Source organism: Myxococcus sp. MISCRS1 (assembly GCF_026626605.1).
GTDB classification, from domain to species: Bacteria; Myxococcota; Myxococcia; order Myxococcales; family Myxococcaceae; genus Myxococcus; species Myxococcus fulvus.
Window position 1 is genome coordinate 2,294,536 of the sequence record NZ_JAPNKB010000001.1, and the last position, 16,264, is coordinate 2,310,799.

The window sequence follows — 16,264 nt, forward strand, 5'->3', positions numbered from 1 at the left end:
CCCCGGGGACGGTGGGAGGAGCACAGCGGGGAAGGCCCCCGGGGAGCACACTGTTGCTCCCCGACGGGGGAGATGGTCTCCCGCTGTCGACCGGGCCGCGCGGGCGGCATATAAGACGCGCCGCGAACCCCCCTTTTTCTGGAAGCCGCGATGGACATCCACGACAACATCCTCACCGCGATTGGCAACACGCCGCTCGTCAAGCTCAACAAGCTCGTCGGTCCCAACGACGCGACGGTGCTCGTGAAGTGCGAGTTCATGAACCCCGGCGCGTCCATCAAGGACCGCATGGCGCTGTACATCATCGAGAAGGCCGAGCGGGAGGGGAAGCTCAAGCCCGGCGGCACCATCGTGGAGAACACGTCCGGCAACACCGGCATGGGCGTGGCGCTGGCGGCGGCGGTGAAGGGCTACAAGTGCATCTTCACCATGCCGGACAAGATGTCCCTGGAGAAGATCAACCGCCTGAAGGCGCTGGGCGCGCAGGTGGTGGTGACGCCGACGAACGTGCCGGCCGAGGACCCGCGCAGCTATTACGAGACGGCCAAGCGCCTGCACCGCGAGACGCCGGGCGCGTTCATGCTGAACCAGTACCACAACCCCGACAACATCGAGGCGCACTACTCCCTCACCGGCCCGGAGATCTTCGAGCAGACGGGCGGCAAGGTGGACTACTTCGTCTCCGGCCTGGGCACGGGCGGGACGATGAGCGGCGCCGGCAAGTTCCTCAAGGAGAAGATCCCCGGCCTGAAGAACGTGGGCGTGGACCCCGAGGGCTCCGTCTACGAGGGCTACTTCAAGACGGGCAAGCTGACCGAGCCGCACGTCTACAAGGTGGAGGGCATCGGCGAGGACATGCTGTGCGGCGCCATGGACTTCAAGGTCGTGGACGACGTGCGCCAGGTCGATGACCGCCAGTGCTTCATCGCCGCCCGCCGCCTGGCGCGCGAGGAGGGCATCTTCGCGGGTGGCTCCTCCGGCGCCGCGGTGCACGTGGCCGTGCAGCTGGCGAAGGAAGTGGGCAAGGGGAAGACCATCGTCGTGGTGCTGCCCGACTCCGGCAGCAGCTACATCAGCAAGTTCCACTCGGACGAGTGGATGCGCGACAACGGCTTCGCCGAGGACAAGGGCACGGGCACCGTGCGCGACATCCTGGGCAGCAAGCAGCGCGACGTGAAGACGGCGCGCAAGGGCGACCGGGTGGACCAGGTCGTGGAGACGATGCGCGGCCATGGCATCAGCCAGATGCCGGTCGTCACCGAGGACGGCCGCGCGGTGGGCATGGTGCACGAGTACGATTTGCTCAACGCGCTGGTCGCCGGGAAGGTGAAGTTCGCCGACACCATCGACGCCATCGTCGCGCCGCTGCAGGGGGCGCTGTCGCTGGACACGAGCATCGCGCGGCTGCGCGAGGTGTTCGCGCAGGACAACGTGGCCGTCGTGAAGGAGGGCGAGAAGGTGGTCGCCATCGTCACGAAGATCGACCTCATCGACTTCCTGCACCGCACCGCGGCCTGACGCCGCGCCCTCGGGCGCCGACGTCGTTCACACAGAGGGCCTCTCACCGTTCGCCGGTGGGAGGCCCTTCGTGCTTCCAGGCAGGCCTCGTCAGCCGTTGCCGAGGCCGTTGTCGGGAGGCGGCTCGGGCTTGCGCTTCTTGAACTGTCGCTCGGGCGCCTCCCCATCGTCGTCCTCGCCATCGGGCGGATTCCACCGCAGGGCCAGGGGCGCGTAGCGACACGTCAGGTGTCTGCCCGCGAGCTGGTCCAGCGCCGTCAGCGGACGGCGGCAGTCCGAGCAGCGCTCCTCCTTCCGCTTCCGCTCGCGATGGGCGTAGACGGACTTCTGGCGGAGCACCTCGACGATGACGCCGTTGTGGTCGCTGTAGGCGTAGGCCTTGCCCTCGAGCTCGGTGAACTTGTCCGTCAGCCCGTGGAAGACAAATGCCGGGTTCGCCTTGGAGTCGTCCTCGTCGAACCCGAACACCTTGCCGTCGCGGACCACCGCCGTCATGTGCGGCGTGCACGCGATGTCGAAGTGCGTCTTGAAGGTGCTGTTCGTGCCGGAGATGCTGAACACGTTGTGCCCGCCGAAGCCGACGAGTTCCTGCTTGTCGTCGAGCACGCTCGACACCCAGTCCTCACCGCCGAGCTGATTCTTCAGGGTGCTCTTGACGAAGTCGCTCGTGGGTTGATTCGTGTCGCCCATCACCAGGTCGAGCTTCTCCTTCGTGGTGACGTTCTTGGCGTTGTTCGCCAGATACTTGATGACCCGCGTGCTGTCCTTGCAGATGGCGTTGGGCGTGTGCACGAACGCCATCAGCCAGCCCATGACCCGCAGGATGACGCAGCGGGCCTGCTCGTCCTTGTTGTCGTTGGACGTGAGCGTGTACGGGAACATCTCGATGTCGCTGTCGCGGAGGTTCAGGTCCTCGCGCAAGAGGACGGTGAAGCGGTGGCGTGAGTCCCCTGTGGGGTTCATCCCCGTGACGACCCGATAGCCCCCCACGGAGCTGACGCCCAGGTCCTTGAGCAGGTCCGTCGTGAAGGCCTCGCCCAACACGATGATGCCCGGCAGGCGCACGCTGGGGAGCTCGCCCTTGGAGCGCGTCCGGTTCATCACGCTCTTCGTGATGGTGTCGATGACGCCCTTCATGAAGCTCAACAGCAGCGCCTTGCCCTCGCCGGGCTCCTTGCGCTCCTTGTCGTAGCGGGACGAGAGGGCCTTCGACTCGACCTGGGTCGCGAACTGGATGGTCGACGAGGGGAAGGTCATCTTCTTCGCGACCAGGTCGTAGACGGGCGTCTGGAAGGTCAGCGTCTGGTTGTTGTCCAGGGAGTAGATCTCCCCCACGTTGGACTGCGCCCCGTGCTTGAACGAGTTGCCCATGAGCGCCGTCCCCAGGGAGTCCTCCTTCTTTCCGGTGGATTCCAGCGACTGGTAGACGATGATCATGTCGTGCTCCCCCCAAGGCCCGTGGCAGGCCAGACCGCGTGAGCCTAGCCGGGCGGTGTCCGCGCGGAAAGGCTGGGGCCGGTAGGGCCATTCATGTCCGAAAACCGCGAGCGTGCGGGCCACGCGGGTGACACTGTCCGGGGCATGGACCTGCTCGACACCGACGCCTGCTACCGCGCGCTCCAGTCGCGGGATGCCCGCTTCGACGGCCGACTCTTCGTCGGGGTGACGTCCACGGGCATCTACTGCCGCCCTGTCTGCCCGGCCCGCACGCCGAAGAAGGAGAACTGCCGGTTCCACGCGTCGGCCGCCGCCGCGCAGGAGGAGGGCTTCCGGCCGTGCCTGCGCTGCCGCCCGGAGACGGCGCCGGACCTGGCCTCGTGGCGGGGCACGTCCAACACCGTGTCGCGCGCGCTCGCGCTCATCGCGGAGGGCGCGCTGGACGGCGGCGAGGCGGGCGTGGACGCGCTGGCGGAGCGGCTGGGCGTGGGAGACCGGCAGCTGCGCCGCCTGTTCAAGCAGCACCTGGGCGCGACGCCGGTGGCCGTGGCGCAGACGCGGCGCGTGCTCTTCGCCAAGCAGCTCATCCAGGAGACGCGCATGCCGCTGTCCCAGGTGGCGCTGGCCTCGGGCTTCGGCAGCATCCGCCGCTTCAACGAGACCTTCCAGGCGCTCTACCAGCGGGCGCCAGGCGCGCTGCGCCGCAAGAGCATGACCGAGGAGCCCGCGGACGCGGGCGTGACGCTGCGGCTGCGCTACCGGCCCCCGTATGACTGGGCCGCGATGCTCGCCTATCTCTCCGCGCGCGCCATCGAGGGCGTGGAGCGCGTGCACGGCGCAAGCTACCAGCGCACCGTGTCCCAGGACGGCGCCGTGGGGACGGTGGAGGTATCCCACGAGCCGGGGCGCAACAACCTGGTGGTGTGCATCCGCTTCGCGCGCGTGCAATCGCTGCCGGCCATCGTCGCGCGCGTGCGGCGCGTGTTCGACGTGGGCGCGGACATCGAGGCGATTGGCGAGCACCTGTCGAAGGACCCGTTCCTCGCGGGCCTCGTGGCGCAGCGGCCCGGCCTGCGGGCTCCGGGCGCCTGGGACGGGTTCGAGCTGGCGGTGCGCGCCATCCTCGGACAACAGGTCTCGGTGGAGGCGGCGCGCGGGCTCGCGGGCCGACTGGTGGCGCTGTGCTCCGAGGGGCCCGTGGAGGGATTGCCCTCGGGGCTGACGCGGGTGTTCCCGTCACCGGAGCGCGTGGCCCACGCGGACCTGGGCGCGCTGGGCATGCCGTCCGCGCGCAAGGCGGCCCTCAAGGCCATGGCCGAGGCGGCGCTGGCGGACCCGCTGTTGTTCCAGCCGTTCGGCACCGTCGAGGAGGGCATCACCCGGCTGCGCTCCATCCGCGGCGTGGGCGAGTGGACCGCGCAGTACATCGCCCTGCGCGCGCTGCGCGAGACGGACGCGTTCCCCGCGAGCGACGTGGCGCTCCTGAGGAGCGCGGCCACGGACGAAGGCGCGCGACCCACGCCCGAGGCGCTGCTGCGACGCGCGGAGCCCTGGCGGCCCTGGCGGGCCTACGCCGCGCAACACCTGTGGGCCGCGGATCCGGGTCCGCGCCCTCGCCTTCCGGAGGTGCGCCATGGCTGAGACGACGGCACGATTCCTCATCGACAGGACGGACACGCCCATCGGCGAGCTGGTCATCATCGCGGACCGCGAGGGCCACCTGCGCGCCGTGGACTGGACGGAGCACGAGGCGCGCATGCTCCAGTTGCTGCGCCTGCACTACGGCGAGAAGGGGTATACGCTGGAGGAGGCGCGCGACCCGGGCGGGCTCACCGGCACGATGCGCGCGTATTTCTCCGGCAGGCTCGACGTCATCGACACGCTGCCCGTGAGGACCGCGGGCACCGACTTCCAGCGCGAGGTGTGGGCCGCGCTGCGCTCGATTCCGTGTGGGAGCACCGTCTCCTACTCGGAGCTCGCGCGCAGAATCGGTCGGCCCGCGGCGGTGCGCGCGGTGGGACTGGCCAATGGCGCGAACCCCGTGGGCATCGTCGTGCCGTGTCATCGCGTGGTGGGCGCCAATGGCTCGCTCACGGGTTATGGAGGTGGCATCCAGCGCAAGCGCTGGTTACTCAGCCACGAGTCCAGGGCCCTGCCCCTCTTGAAGTCCTGACGTCGACGCGGGCCCACTCCCCCACACCCCTCGAGGACCACCCCATGCCTGTCGCGCCTTCCGATTCGATTCGAGCCTTCCGCCAGCTGCACGAGGCGGGGCTGTTGTTGCTGGTCAACGCATGGGACGCGGGCAGCGCGCGCGTCATGGAGAGCCTGGGTGCCAGGGCGCTCGCCACCACGAGCGCGGGGGTGGCGTGGGCCCAGGGGTATCCGGACGGAGACGCGCTGCCGGTGAGCCGGTTGCTCGACACCGTGGCCTCCATCGCGCGCGTGGTGAAGGTGCCGCTGACGGTGGACATGGAGGGCGGTTACTCGGACGACCCGAAGGCGGTGGGTGAGGTGGCGCTCGGCGTGCTCGACGCGGGGGGCGTGGGCATCAACCTGGAGGACGGCTCCGGGAGCGCGGACCTCTTGTGCGCGAAGATTGAGGCGGTGAAGCGCGCGGTGGCCGGGCGCGGGCTGGACCTGTTCATCAACGCGCGCACGGATGTGTTCCTGAAGGGCATCGGTCCGGCGGACAAGCGCGTGGAGGAGACGCTGTCGCGGGCGCGGCGCTACAAGGCGGCGGGCGCGGACGGGCTCTTCGTGCCGGGCTTGAAGACGCCCGCGGAAATCAAGGTCGTGACATCCGAGGCCGGGCTGCCGGTGAACCTCATGGCGATGGCGGGGCTGCCCGCCGCGTCGGAGCTCGCCACGCTCGGCGTGCGTCGCGTCAGCGCCGGCGCGGGCATGGCCCAGTCCATCCTCGGCCGCGTGGCCGCGCTCTCCACGGAGTTCCTGCGAGACGGCGCCGCCGCCCCCGCTCCGGAGGCGGGCATCTCCTATCCGGTGCTCAACAAGCTGATGGCGGAGCGCTGACCGGCCCCCGCGAAGGGCATCGCCCGTCTCCCTCCATCGCGCGCGGCGGCCGGTGCGCGACGCACTGAAGTGCGAGACCTCGGCACGACCCGACGCGCGAGGGGCTGCCCCCGGGCTCGCGTCTCATTGCCCCGGGGACCTGCCCGGGGCACGACAAGCGGGTGGCCGGGTGGGAGCCCCGGCTCGCGATGCGCCAAGGCGCGAAGCCTCGGAGCGACCTGATGCGCGAGAGGACGGCCGCACGGGCTCGCGAACCCTCGCCCCGAGGAGCCCTACTTCGTCGCGCTCCCCTCGGGCCGCCGGGCGAACAGCGCGTTGGCGACCTCCGTCATCACCACCTCGCCGTGCTGGTTGCGCACCTCGAAGCGGAACTTGATGGCGCCCCGGTCCGCCTTGCTGCGCGACGGCGTGGTGGAGAGCACCTCGAAGCGCGCGGTGAGCGCGTCACCGGGACGCACGGGCTTGAGCCAGCGCAGCTCGTCCAGGCCCGGTGAACCCAGGCTCGCGGTCTTGCTCAACAGGTGCTCCACCGCCAGCTTGTGGCAGATGGACGCGGTGTGCCACCCGCTCGCGATGAGGCCTCCGAAGATGCCCTCGCGCCCACCCTCGTCGCTCAGGTGGAAGGGTTGCGGGTCGAACTGCTTCGCGAAGGCGATGATCTCCTCGCGGGAGACCACGTAGGGGCCGGCCTCACTCGCCTCGCCGGGTTGGAAGTCGTCGAAGTAGCGCATGACCTCTTCCATAGGCCGCTCGACGTGCCGCGGCAACGCCTTGCGTCCCCTCCCCGCCCCGCCTCATCGATTGCTCGATTTCCTTGCTAAGTACGTTTCATGACAGACTGGCGGGGCCTCATCCCGACACCACCAAGGAGACACGGATGTTCGCGAAGCTCGAGCGCCAGCGGTCCCTGTTCATGTTGCTGTGCACCCTGCTCGTGGTGGGGCTCGCCGCCCTGTCCACGGGGGAGACGCCCGCCGCGCTCGCCCAGGACGCGGGCGAGACGACCTGTGAGGAGACGGTGAGCCTGCCGCCCTCGGACATGACGCTCGCCACCAGCGAGCACTCCAACGCGGCCTGTCGCCCCACGTGCGTGGGCCCGTGCTGGTTCTGTCTGCTGGGTGTCTGTGAAAACCGCTGCATGTAGCCCGGGCTTGATTCGTCCGATGTTTCGGCGCGACGCGCTCTGCAGGCTCACGCGCGAGCGCCCGTGGGCAACCGCGGTGCGGCTCATATGAGGAGCCTCTCGCCCCTCCAGTACAACAGGAGGAGCACCGCCGAGGAGTGAGGGGGCGCGGGCCATTCGAAGCCCGCGCCCCTTTAAGGATGGGGAAGGAAGGCCCCGCCCGTCACCTCGAACGCCGCTTCCTGGCCGAGCCCCCCGACACCGCCGTCATCAACCGGTGTCCGAAATGCGGCGCCCTCGCCAGGACCCCCAGCGCCCGACAATGCCGCGCCTGTCCCCACACCGGGCGCGAGACGCGTCACTGCCCCTGGGGCGTATCGTTCACCGGCACCCGGGTAGGACACGGAGAGAACCCATCTCTCCGAGATTACCTGGCGCGTAGGGCGCTAGACTTCGGGCCCTATCTCGCCAGGAGGAATCGAATGGGTGTCAGGACATGGCTGGCCGCGCTGGGCGTCACCTTCGCGGGGCTGGGCTGTGGCTCGGATGGAGCGCGCGGCGCCGAGGGACTCCAGGGGCCGCAGGGCCCTCAAGGTCCCCAGGGGCCGAGTGGCACCGGCTGGGAGGTGGGCGAGGGGCTGGCGTTGGAAGGCAACGTCCTGCGGGTGCGCTACGACGGCGCCAACGCGCCGGTGCCGACCAGCGACCCGAGACTCACGGATGCGCGAGCGCCCCTGGCGGGCAGCGCGCACTACGTGCAGAACACCACCGCCGCGCAGACGGGCTCCTTCGCGCTCACGGGCTCGGGCACCACCCACGGGCAGCTGTCGACGCGCTCGGACCTACTCGTCGACGCGGCCTCCACCGTCGAGTCGCCGGGTCCGCTGCTCAGGGTGCTGAACACCACGTCGGCGGGCGCGAGCTGGAAGCAGTTCCCGGTCTTCACCGTGGACTCGGCGGGAGGCCTGGTGGCGAGCGGCGAGGTGGACAAGGGGCTATTGCCGGTGTCGGGCGCGGGCACCCGGCTGATGTGGGCGCCGGGCCTCGCGGCGTTCCGCGCGGGCTACACGGAGACGCAGTGGGATGACGGCAGCGTCGGCAACTTCTCCTGGGCGGGTGGCTATCGCTCGCTGGCCAAGGGGGCCGCGTCGTTCGCCATGGGGAAGGACAACGTGGCGCGCGGTGACAGCTCCATCGCGCTGGGCGCAGGGAACACCACCAGCGAGGTGGGCGGCATCGCGATGGGGAGCGGCAACAACGTCACCGGCCTCTCCGCCATCGGGCTCGGCACCGGGAACACGGTCTCGGGCCGCGGCGCGCTGGCGATCGGCGCAAGCGTCCAGGCCACCGGCAACTACAGCTTCGCGCTCGGACAGGATGTGTCGACGAACGGGAAGACGGGCGCGTTCATCTGGGGAGACCGCTCCGGCGTGAGCACGGCCAGCATCGTCAACGACAACCAGTTCATGGTCCGCGCCGCGGGCGGTGTCATGTTCTACACGAGCGCCAACCTGGGCTCGCGCTGCGAGCTGCGCACGAACTCCGCGGGGTGGGAGTGCTCGTCGGACCGGAACCTGAAGGAGGACTTCCGCCAGGTCGACGGCGAGGCGCTGCTGACGAAGGTCGCCAGGCTGCCCATCTCCACCTGGCGCTTCAAGGGCGAGGCAAGCGAGGTGCGCCACCTGGGTCCGGTGGCGCAGGACTTCCACGCGGCCTTCGGCCTGGGCGCGGGGGACAAGACCATCGGCCAGCTGGACATGGACGGCGTCAACCTGGCCGCCATCCAGGCGCTGGAGGTCCGCACGCGCGAGCTGCGAGAGAAGACCGCGGAGGTCGATGCGCTCAAGCGCGAGCTCGCCGAGCTCAAGCGCGGCCTGTCCCGACTGGAAGCCGCCATCCAGGCGAAGGACTCGCGGCACTGATGAGGTGAAGGCTCGCCACGGCGCACGCTCCGCCGTGGCGAGGGCTCAGGCGCTACGGGACTTCCTCCGCGCTGAGCACGGGCGGCTCGGGCGCATCGGCCACGTCCTCCAGCCGGTCCGCGGGAGGCAGCAGAGGCCGGGCCCGCAGGCTCTCCGGCATGCGGGCCGGGTCGTCGACGGGACCGGGCACTGTCTCCATCGCTTCGAGCTTCGTCGTCATCCACGTCGTCGGCAGCGTCTTCGTGAGCGTGAGGGTGTCGCGCACGGTGCCCGTGGAGGTGATGAGCCGCGCCGTCAGCGTGCCCCCGTCCACGATGACATCCATGAAGCCGTACACCTGGTTGTCGCGCAGCGCCGTCCACGAGGGCTGGCTGCTCGGGAAGGAGCGCAGCGTCGCGCCGCCGCTGCCGACCACGACGTAGGGGATTCCGCGCGTGCCCGACGGCGCCACCGCGTCGCCCTTCATCGGCTTGCTGCGCTCGTAGTTGTGGTCATGCCCCGTGAGCACCAGGTCCACGCCGTGCTTCTCGAACATGGGCGCGTAGGCGCGGCGCACGGTGAGCTGGGAGCCGTGCTCGCCGCTGGACCAGGCCGGGTGGTGGAAGAAGACGACCTTCCACGGAAGCTTGCTCGCCGCCAGGTCCTGCTCGGCCCACGCCTGCTGCGCGGATGCCGAGCACCGGTCCGAGGACGCCATGCCGATGGCGCAGTTGGAGTCGAGCGCCACGAAGTGCACGTTGCCCCAGTCGAACGAGTAGTAGCGCTCGCTCTTGGCGGGGTTGTTCGCCGGCAGGTAGAAGTTGTCGAGGTAGGGCTGGCCCTGGTTCGTCACGTACTCGTGATTGCCCAGCACGGGGAACACCGGCACCTCGCGCAGCAGCGCGGCCATGGGCTTGAACATCCGGTCCTGGAACTCCTGGTCCGTGCCGGAGGCGTAGGCGTTGTCCCCCAGCGCGACGAGGAACTCCCCGCGCCACTCGGGCTTGTTCATCACCGCCATCACCTTCGACTGCGCGGAGCCGCCCGTGCCGAAGTCCCCCATCGTCGTGAAGTGCACGCGCGGCGTCCCCGGAGCCGACGCCGTGCGGAACGTCCGCAGCCCCGTGACGGAGCCGCACGCCTCCACGCTGTACCCATAGGACTGTCCCGGCCGCAGTCCCTCCAGCTTCACCGCGTGACGCCAGCCCGCGACGGTGGCCGTCGCCGTGCGCGCCAGCAGCGAGCCGTCGCCGAAGCGCACGAAGGGCGTACACGACACACCCGAGCGGAACGCGATGATGGCGCTCGTGGGCCCCACGCTCTGGAGGTACGGCAGGCGCGGCAGCACGGGCCCCGAGTCCGCCGTGGGCGCGGGCGGCACCGTGAGCTCACCACACGCTCGCGCCTCGGTGATGGAGGCCCAGTCGTTCACCGTGTTCCCGTTCACGGTGACGCGCACGTAGCGCGCCTGACGCGCGCTGAACGCATACGTCTGCGCCTGCGTGTTCAGCGCACTGTCTCCCGCGAGGGCCTGGGTGAAGCTCACGCCGTCCACGGACGTGGAGAGGACGAAGTGGTTCTGTCGTTCGTTGCCACGGTGCCACGCCACGGTGACGCCCGCCACGGACTGCGACGAGCCCAGGTCCATCGTGAGGAACGCGCCCACGCCCGGCCCGCTCCAGCGCGTCGACACATCATCGTCCTGCGAGTTCGCGGCGACGCTGCCCTCACCGTCATCGCCACTCGCCGTCGCCAGCTGCGTGGTGAGGATGCGGCAGTCGGGCGCCGTCAGCGGAGTCCCGGCGACGTCGGAGGCCTCGGGAGCGGGCGTCTCGACGGGCGCGGACTTGTCGGGAGAAGAGAGGGGCTCGTCACAGCCGGAGGCGGCCGAACACAGCACGCCCAGCAGGCAAGCGGAGAGAATCGGTCGGTTGCTCATGGTCGGCCCCCAATCGACCCGCACCGCTGAACATTCCGATACCCGACAGTCGCGCATCCTCCCAGGCGGCTGGGCAGCCGAGCGCGAGCCACGGCCGTCAGGGCGCGCACGGACGAAGGGCCTCCATGCGCCCCACGAAGAGGGAGCAAGGAGGCCCTGGGTCAGCGGCCTGCTGGTCGGGGATGCGGGCTACTTCGCCGCGTCGAGCGCCTGGGCCAGGTCATCGATGAGGTCCCGCGCGTCCTCGATGCCCACGGACAGGCGGATGAAGCCGTCGGCGATGCCGAGCTTCTCGCGCGTCTCCTTGGGCACGGAGGCGTGGGTCATGATGGCCGGGTGCTCGATGAGGGACTCGACGCCGCCGAGCGACTCCGCGCAGGCGAAGACCTTCACCGTCTTGAGGAAGGTGCGCGCCGCCTCCAGGCCGCCGTGGATGTCGAACGTCAGCATGCCGCCGAAGCCCGTCATCTGCTGCTTGGCGAGCGCGTGCTGCGGGTGCGTCTCCAGGCCCGGGTAGGTGACCTTCTTCACCTTCGGGTGCGTGGCCAGGTACTGGGCCACCTTCATCGCGTTGTGCGCGTGGCGGTCCATGCGGACGTGGAGCGTCTTCACGCCACGCAGCACGAGGAAGCTGTCGAACGCGCCGGACACGCCGCCCACCGCGTTCTGGAGGAAGTACATCCGCTCGGCGACGTCATCGCGGCTGGTGCAGACGAAGCCGCCCACCACGTCGCTGTGGCCGTTGAGGTACTTGGTGGTGGAGTGCGCCACCACGTCGAAGCCGAGGTCCAGCGGGCGCTGGAAGTACGGCGTCATGAACGTGTTGTCGGCGACGGCGAGGATGCTGTGCTTCTTGGCGACCTGGGCGATGGCGGCCAGGTCGATGAGCTTGAGCATCGGGTTGGTGGGCGTCTCCACCCACACCATCTTCGTCTTCGGGGTAATCGCCTTCTCGAAGGCGCCCGGCTGGGACAGGTCGACGAAGGAGAAGTTCAAGCCGCAGCGCTTGTAGACCTTGTCGAACAGGCGGAAGGTGCCGCCGTACACGTCGTCGGAGACGATGACGTGGTCACCGTGATCCAACATGTGCATCAGCATGTCGGTGCCCGCGAGGCCGGAGGCGAAGGCGGCGCCGTACTTCGCGCCCTCGAGCGCGGCCAGGCAGTCCTGGAGCGCCTTGCGGGTGGGGTTCTGCGTACGGCTGTACTCGTAGCCCTTGTGTTCCCCCGGCCCGTCCTGGACGTAGGTGGAGGTCAGGTAGACGGGGGTCATGATGGCGCCCGTCGTGGGGTCCGGCTCCTGGCCGGCATGAATGGCGAGGGTGTCGAAGCGCATGGCGGGGGGACTAACACAGGCCCCCGGGCCGTGCATCAGCACCTCCGCATTACTCGAACTTCCCGTGCCGCCCGGCCCCCTTCGCGAAGCGGGTGGCCCCCGGGACGGACTCGGACTCCAGCACCTTGACGCCCCGGATGAACTCCTGACGCAGTGCTTCTTCCTGGGAGAGGCCCCCCTGGGCGTAGGCCGAGGCGCGGTCCGCGTTCATGCAGGCCTGGGGGAAGGCGGCCACCTCCCGGGCGAGCGCCTCGGCGGCCTCCCGGGCCTGGCCCTTGGGGACGACGCGGTTGACCAGCCCCATGCCCAGCGCCTCCTGGGCGGACACGGGGCGGCCGGTGAGGATGAGGTCCAGGGCCCGGGACAACCCGATGAGCCGGGGCAGCCGCACGGTGCCTCCGTCGATGAGCGGCACGCCCCAGCGCCGGCAGAAGACGCCGAGCACCGCGTCCTCCTCGACGACGCGCAAATCACACCACAGCGCCAGCTCCAGGCCCCCCGCGACGGCGTGGCCGCCGATGGCCGCGATGACGGGCTTGCCCAGCACCATGCGCGAGGGGCCCATGGGACCGTCGCCGTCCATCTGGAGACGCGGCATACGGCCTTCGGAGACGGCCTTGAGGTCCGCGCCCGCGCAGAAGGTGCCTCCGTCGCCGTGGAGGACGCCGACTCGCGACTCCGCGTCCGCGTCGAAGGCGCGGAAGGCGTCCGCGAGCAGCTGCGCGGTGGCACCGTCCACGGCGTTGCGCACCTCGGGACGGTGGAGGACGACGGTGGTGACGGGGCCGTTCTTCTCGGTGCGCACGCTCATGGCGCGGAGTCTTCTCCGCGCGCAGCCGCACCGCAATCACCTCGGCGCGTTGACGCCCCCTGCGCTCTGCGAGGACGCATTGCGGCGAGGGTGATGGCGCAACCACATGCTCACGACCACAAGGCTTCTGCCTTCGCGGCCCCACCGCCATCACCTCGGCGCGTGCGCGTCCTCCCCTGCCCTGTCCGAGGACGCCTCGCGGATGAGCCGCGCCACCGCGCGCAGGTCCTCCACGAACGCCTCGCGCTGCCGCTCCCGGGCCTCCGGGTCCGGCGCTCGCAGGATGGACGAGGGGTGCACCGTGGCCACGACGATGGGCGCCCACGCGGAGGGAATCGGCTGCCCTCGCTGCTGCGTCACGCGGAAGTCCTTGCCGAGCAGCGCCTGCGCCGCGGTGGCCCCCAGGCACACGAGGATGTCGGGGCGGAACACCTGTATCTCCGCCTCGAGCCACGGCAGGCACGCGCGCACCTCGGTGGTGTTCGGCTTCGCGTGGATGCGGCGCTTGCCGTCCCCCGTCCACTTGAAGTGCTTCACCGTGTTGGTGACATACGCCTGCGAGCGGTCGATGCCGGCCTCCTCCAGCGCCTCGTCCAGCAGCCTGCCGGACGGCCCCACGAAGGGCCTGCCCTCACGGTCCTCCTGGTCTCCAGGCTGCTCGCCCACCAGCATCACCCTGGGGCCTGGACCGGGCCTCCCCACCGGCTCGCCGAACACGGTCTGCGTCCCCGTCTTCCACAAGGGACACGCCTGACAGCCCGAAGCGGCTTCTCGGAGCTTGTCGTACGTCGGAGACTCAGGGATGAGTGGGGCCGCGGTGGTCTGGACGGAGGGACGCTTGGGCATGGCTGACCCACAAGGTATTCACGGCAACGGCGGCGACGACGCGGCACCCCAGGCGGAGGCCGGCATGTTCGCCAACCGGCTGCGCAAGGGCTCGAAGCACTTCCGCAGGTGGGCTCGCGCCCAGGGGCTGACGGCCTTCCGCGTCTATGACCGGGACATTCCCGAGTACCCCTACGCGGTCGACATCTACGGCGACTGCGTGCACGTCACCGAGTACCCACGCCGCAAGGCCCTCAAGTCCGGCACCGCCGAGACGCAGCGCGAGGAGGTCCTCGCCGCGGTGACCCAGGTGCTCGAGACGCCCGCCGAGCGCGTCTTCGTCAAGACGCACACGCCCCAGCCCTGGGGCCGCGCGCAGTATGGCCGCGTGGGCGAGGGCAGCGGTCGGCTCGTCGTCGAGGAGCGCGGCCTGAAGTTCTGGGTCAACCTGGGCGACTACCTGGACACCGGCCTCTTCATGGACCACCGCGACACACGCCAGCGCGTGCGCGAGGAGGTCCGGGGCAAGCGCTTCCTCAACCTCTTCGCGTACACGGGCGCGTTCACCGTCTACGCCGCCGCCGGCGGCGCCGCGAGCACCGTGACGGTGGACCTGTCCAACACGTACCTCGACTGGGCCGAGGACAACCTGGACCTCAATGGCCTCGCGGACGCGCGCCACGAGCTGGTCCGCGGCGACGCCAAGGCCTGGGTGGAGGCCCAGGCCCGAGGCCCCGAGCGCTTCGACCTCATCGTCTGCGACCCGCCCTCCTTCTCCACGTCGAAGAAGATGACGGGCTCGTTCAACGTGCAGCGCGACCACGTGCGCATGCTGGACGCGCTCCGGACGCTGCTGTCCCCCGGAGGCGTCCTCTACTTCTCCAACAACTTCCTCGGCTTCCAGCTGGACGCCAAGGCGACGCGCGGCTGGAAGTCCGTGGAGGAGCTCACGCCCGGCTCCATCCCCGAGGACTTCCAGCGCAAGGACATCCACCGCTGCTGGCGGATGGTGGCGCCCTGACGAAGCGAGGGCGCCACCCGGGACGTCACCTGGCTACAGCCAGCACGCGTTCTCGACGCAGCGCTCGCCCGCAGGGCACTCGCAGTTGGCCACGCAGGCCTGGCCACTGCCGCGGTTGACGGGCTTGCACACGCCGTCGGTGCACGCGTGGTTCTCCGGGCACTCGCAGTTGGCGCGGCAGACGTTGCTGGAGCCCGCGTCGGGAGGCGGAGGCGTGGGCGCGCGGCAGGAGCCGTTGGTGCAGACCTGACCGGAGGGGCAGTCGCAGTTGGCGGAGCAGTACGTGCCTGGCCCCGCGTCGGGAGGCGGAGGCGGCGGCTGCGGAGGACGGCAGTAGCCGCTGGTGCAGACCTGACCGGAGGGGCAGTCGCAGTTGGCCATGCACGTCTGGCCCGGCTCCGGCTGCGGCGAGCGGCACTGGCCGTTGGTGCAGACCTGGCCGGAGGGGCAGTCGCAGTTGGCGCGGCACTCACCGCCGTGGGGAATCGGCAGGCAGTAGCCGATCTGGCAGGAGTAGTCCTCGGGGCACTGCGTGGTGGACTCGCACTGCGCCCGGCACTGGCCGTCCACGCAGTCCTTGCCGTCCGAGCAGTCATACGCCCAGCGGCACGCGTTCGGGTCCGGCGGCCGCGGGCGGCACACGCCGGAGATGCACGCCTCGTCGCCGGAGCAGTTGGAGTCCGTCGAGCAGCCGCGCACGCACTGGTTGTTGATGCAGTAGTTGCCCGCGCCGCAGTCCGCGTTCATCCAGCACGCGGGGCCGGGGCCCCCGTCCGTCGCGGGGCCGCCATCGATGCCGCCATCGGGGCGAGGACCGCCATCCGGGCGCGTGCCGCCATCCGGACGAGGAATCCCGCCATCGCTCCCCGCGTCGGGGCGCGGCGTGGAGGAAGGCGTGCAGAAGCCGCCCTCGCAGCGACCACTGGGGCACTCGCCGTTGCGGACGCAGGGCTGGGCACAGAAGTTGTCGAGGCAGATCTGCGTGCCGGGGCACTCAAGCGAGGAGGAACACCGCTGGGTGCCGGAGCCGCTGTCACGACAGATGCCGCCGATGCAGGACTGGTCACCGTCACAGTCGGCGTGGGTGGAGCAGTAGCAGAGGTCCTCGTCGTCCATCCAACTGTCGTCGGGCTCGTGGATGATGCAGCCTTGGAGGAAGGCGAACAGCACGAGCAGCGGCGCCAGCAGGCGTCGCAGGGGGTTGTGCCTCATGAGCGGGGACTCCGAGCTACGGGGAACCGGTCCGGCCACCGGGTGGGTTGTCCGGTTTCACCCGCGTTGGACTCCGGGGCGCTGACGGCTGATCAAAAATCTTTTTTGA

Annotated in this window: 14 protein-coding genes; 7 read left to right on the top strand and 7 right to left on the bottom strand. The window is 70.1% G+C overall.

What is annotated here, in order from left to right:
* Positions 1-150 precede the first annotated feature (150 nt).
* Positions 151-1,518, top strand: a complete 1,368-nt coding sequence (locus OWM54_RS08630; protein ID WP_267697175.1) for a pyridoxal-phosphate dependent enzyme — start codon at positions 151-153, stop codon at positions 1,516-1,518.
* Positions 1,519-1,608: 90 nt separating this feature from the next.
* Here OWM54_RS08630 and OWM54_RS08635 read toward each other — a convergent pair whose 3' ends face one another.
* Positions 1,609-2,955: a hypothetical protein gene (locus tag OWM54_RS08635; RefSeq protein ID WP_267697176.1), complete on the bottom strand. Its 1,347-nt coding sequence runs from the start codon at positions 2,953-2,955 to the stop codon at positions 1,609-1,611.
* A gap of 144 nt (positions 2,956-3,099) precedes the next feature.
* Between OWM54_RS08635 and OWM54_RS08640 the strand changes: the two genes are divergently transcribed.
* From OWM54_RS08640 to OWM54_RS08650, 3 genes are read left to right on the top strand one after another with little or no spacing between them, the layout of a single operon-like run.
* Positions 3,100-4,596: an AlkA N-terminal domain-containing protein gene (locus tag OWM54_RS08640; RefSeq protein WP_267701105.1), complete on the top strand. Its 1,497-nt coding sequence runs from the start codon at positions 3,100-3,102 to the stop codon at positions 4,594-4,596.
* Complete coding sequence (gene ogt, locus OWM54_RS08645; protein ID WP_223784935.1) at positions 4,589-5,128, top strand: methylated-DNA--[protein]-cysteine S-methyltransferase; 540 nt, start codon at positions 4,589-4,591, stop codon at positions 5,126-5,128. Before OWM54_RS08640 ends, ogt begins: the two co-directional genes overlap by 8 nt.
* Before the next feature lie 44 nt (positions 5,129-5,172).
* Entirely contained in the window at positions 5,173-5,988 is an 816-nt protein-coding gene (locus tag OWM54_RS08650; RefSeq protein ID WP_267697177.1) for an isocitrate lyase/PEP mutase family protein, read from the top strand.
* Positions 5,989-6,260: 272 nt separating this feature from the next.
* Here the strand turns inward: OWM54_RS08650 and OWM54_RS08655 are convergent, their stop codons facing one another.
* Positions 6,261-6,719 (bottom strand): MaoC family dehydratase, encoded by a 459-nt coding sequence (locus OWM54_RS08655; RefSeq protein WP_267701106.1) that lies wholly within the window; start codon positions 6,717-6,719, stop codon positions 6,261-6,263.
* 146 nt (positions 6,720-6,865) lie between these two features.
* Between OWM54_RS08655 and OWM54_RS08660 the strand changes: the two genes are divergently transcribed.
* Both OWM54_RS08660 and OWM54_RS08665 read left to right on the top strand, forming a co-directional pair.
* Complete coding sequence (locus OWM54_RS08660; RefSeq protein WP_141327555.1) at positions 6,866-7,132, top strand: hypothetical protein; 267 nt, start codon at positions 6,866-6,868, stop codon at positions 7,130-7,132.
* 461 nt (positions 7,133-7,593) lie between these two features.
* On the top strand, positions 7,594-9,033 hold the full coding sequence (locus OWM54_RS08665) for a tail fiber domain-containing protein (RefSeq protein WP_267697178.1): 1,440 nt from the start codon (positions 7,594-7,596) through the stop codon (positions 9,031-9,033).
* A gap of 52 nt (positions 9,034-9,085) precedes the next feature.
* Here OWM54_RS08665 and OWM54_RS08670 read toward each other — a convergent pair whose 3' ends face one another.
* From OWM54_RS08670 to OWM54_RS08685, 4 genes are all read right to left on the bottom strand, one after another.
* Positions 9,086-10,951 (bottom strand): metallophosphoesterase, encoded by a 1,866-nt coding sequence (locus OWM54_RS08670; protein ID WP_267697179.1) that lies wholly within the window; start codon positions 10,949-10,951, stop codon positions 9,086-9,088.
* Between the two features lie 189 nt (positions 10,952-11,140).
* Complete coding sequence (locus OWM54_RS08675; RefSeq protein ID WP_267697180.1) at positions 11,141-12,286, bottom strand: cystathionine gamma-synthase; 1,146 nt, start codon at positions 12,284-12,286, stop codon at positions 11,141-11,143.
* 49 nt (positions 12,287-12,335) lie between these two features.
* Positions 12,336-13,097 (bottom strand): crotonase/enoyl-CoA hydratase family protein, encoded by a 762-nt coding sequence (locus OWM54_RS08680; RefSeq protein ID WP_267697181.1) that lies wholly within the window; start codon positions 13,095-13,097, stop codon positions 12,336-12,338.
* Between the two features lie 150 nt (positions 13,098-13,247).
* Positions 13,248-13,943 carry a UdgX family uracil-DNA binding protein gene (locus tag OWM54_RS08685; protein WP_267697182.1) on the bottom strand — a complete coding sequence of 232 codons (696 nt, stop codon included), beginning with the start codon at positions 13,941-13,943 and terminating at the stop codon, positions 13,248-13,250.
* Here OWM54_RS08685 and OWM54_RS08690 point away from each other — a divergent pair.
* On the top strand, positions 13,942-14,943 hold the full coding sequence (locus tag OWM54_RS08690) for a class I SAM-dependent methyltransferase (protein WP_370640424.1): 1,002 nt from the start codon (positions 13,942-13,944) through the stop codon (positions 14,941-14,943). The two genes, OWM54_RS08685 and OWM54_RS08690, sit on opposite strands and share 2 nt — an antisense overlap.
* A gap of 33 nt (positions 14,944-14,976) precedes the next feature.
* Here the strand turns inward: OWM54_RS08690 and OWM54_RS08695 are convergent, their stop codons facing one another.
* Positions 14,977-16,155: a DUF7107 domain-containing protein gene (locus tag OWM54_RS08695; RefSeq protein WP_267697183.1), complete on the bottom strand. Its 1,179-nt coding sequence runs from the start codon at positions 16,153-16,155 to the stop codon at positions 14,977-14,979.
* Positions 16,156-16,264: the final 109 nt, after the last annotated feature.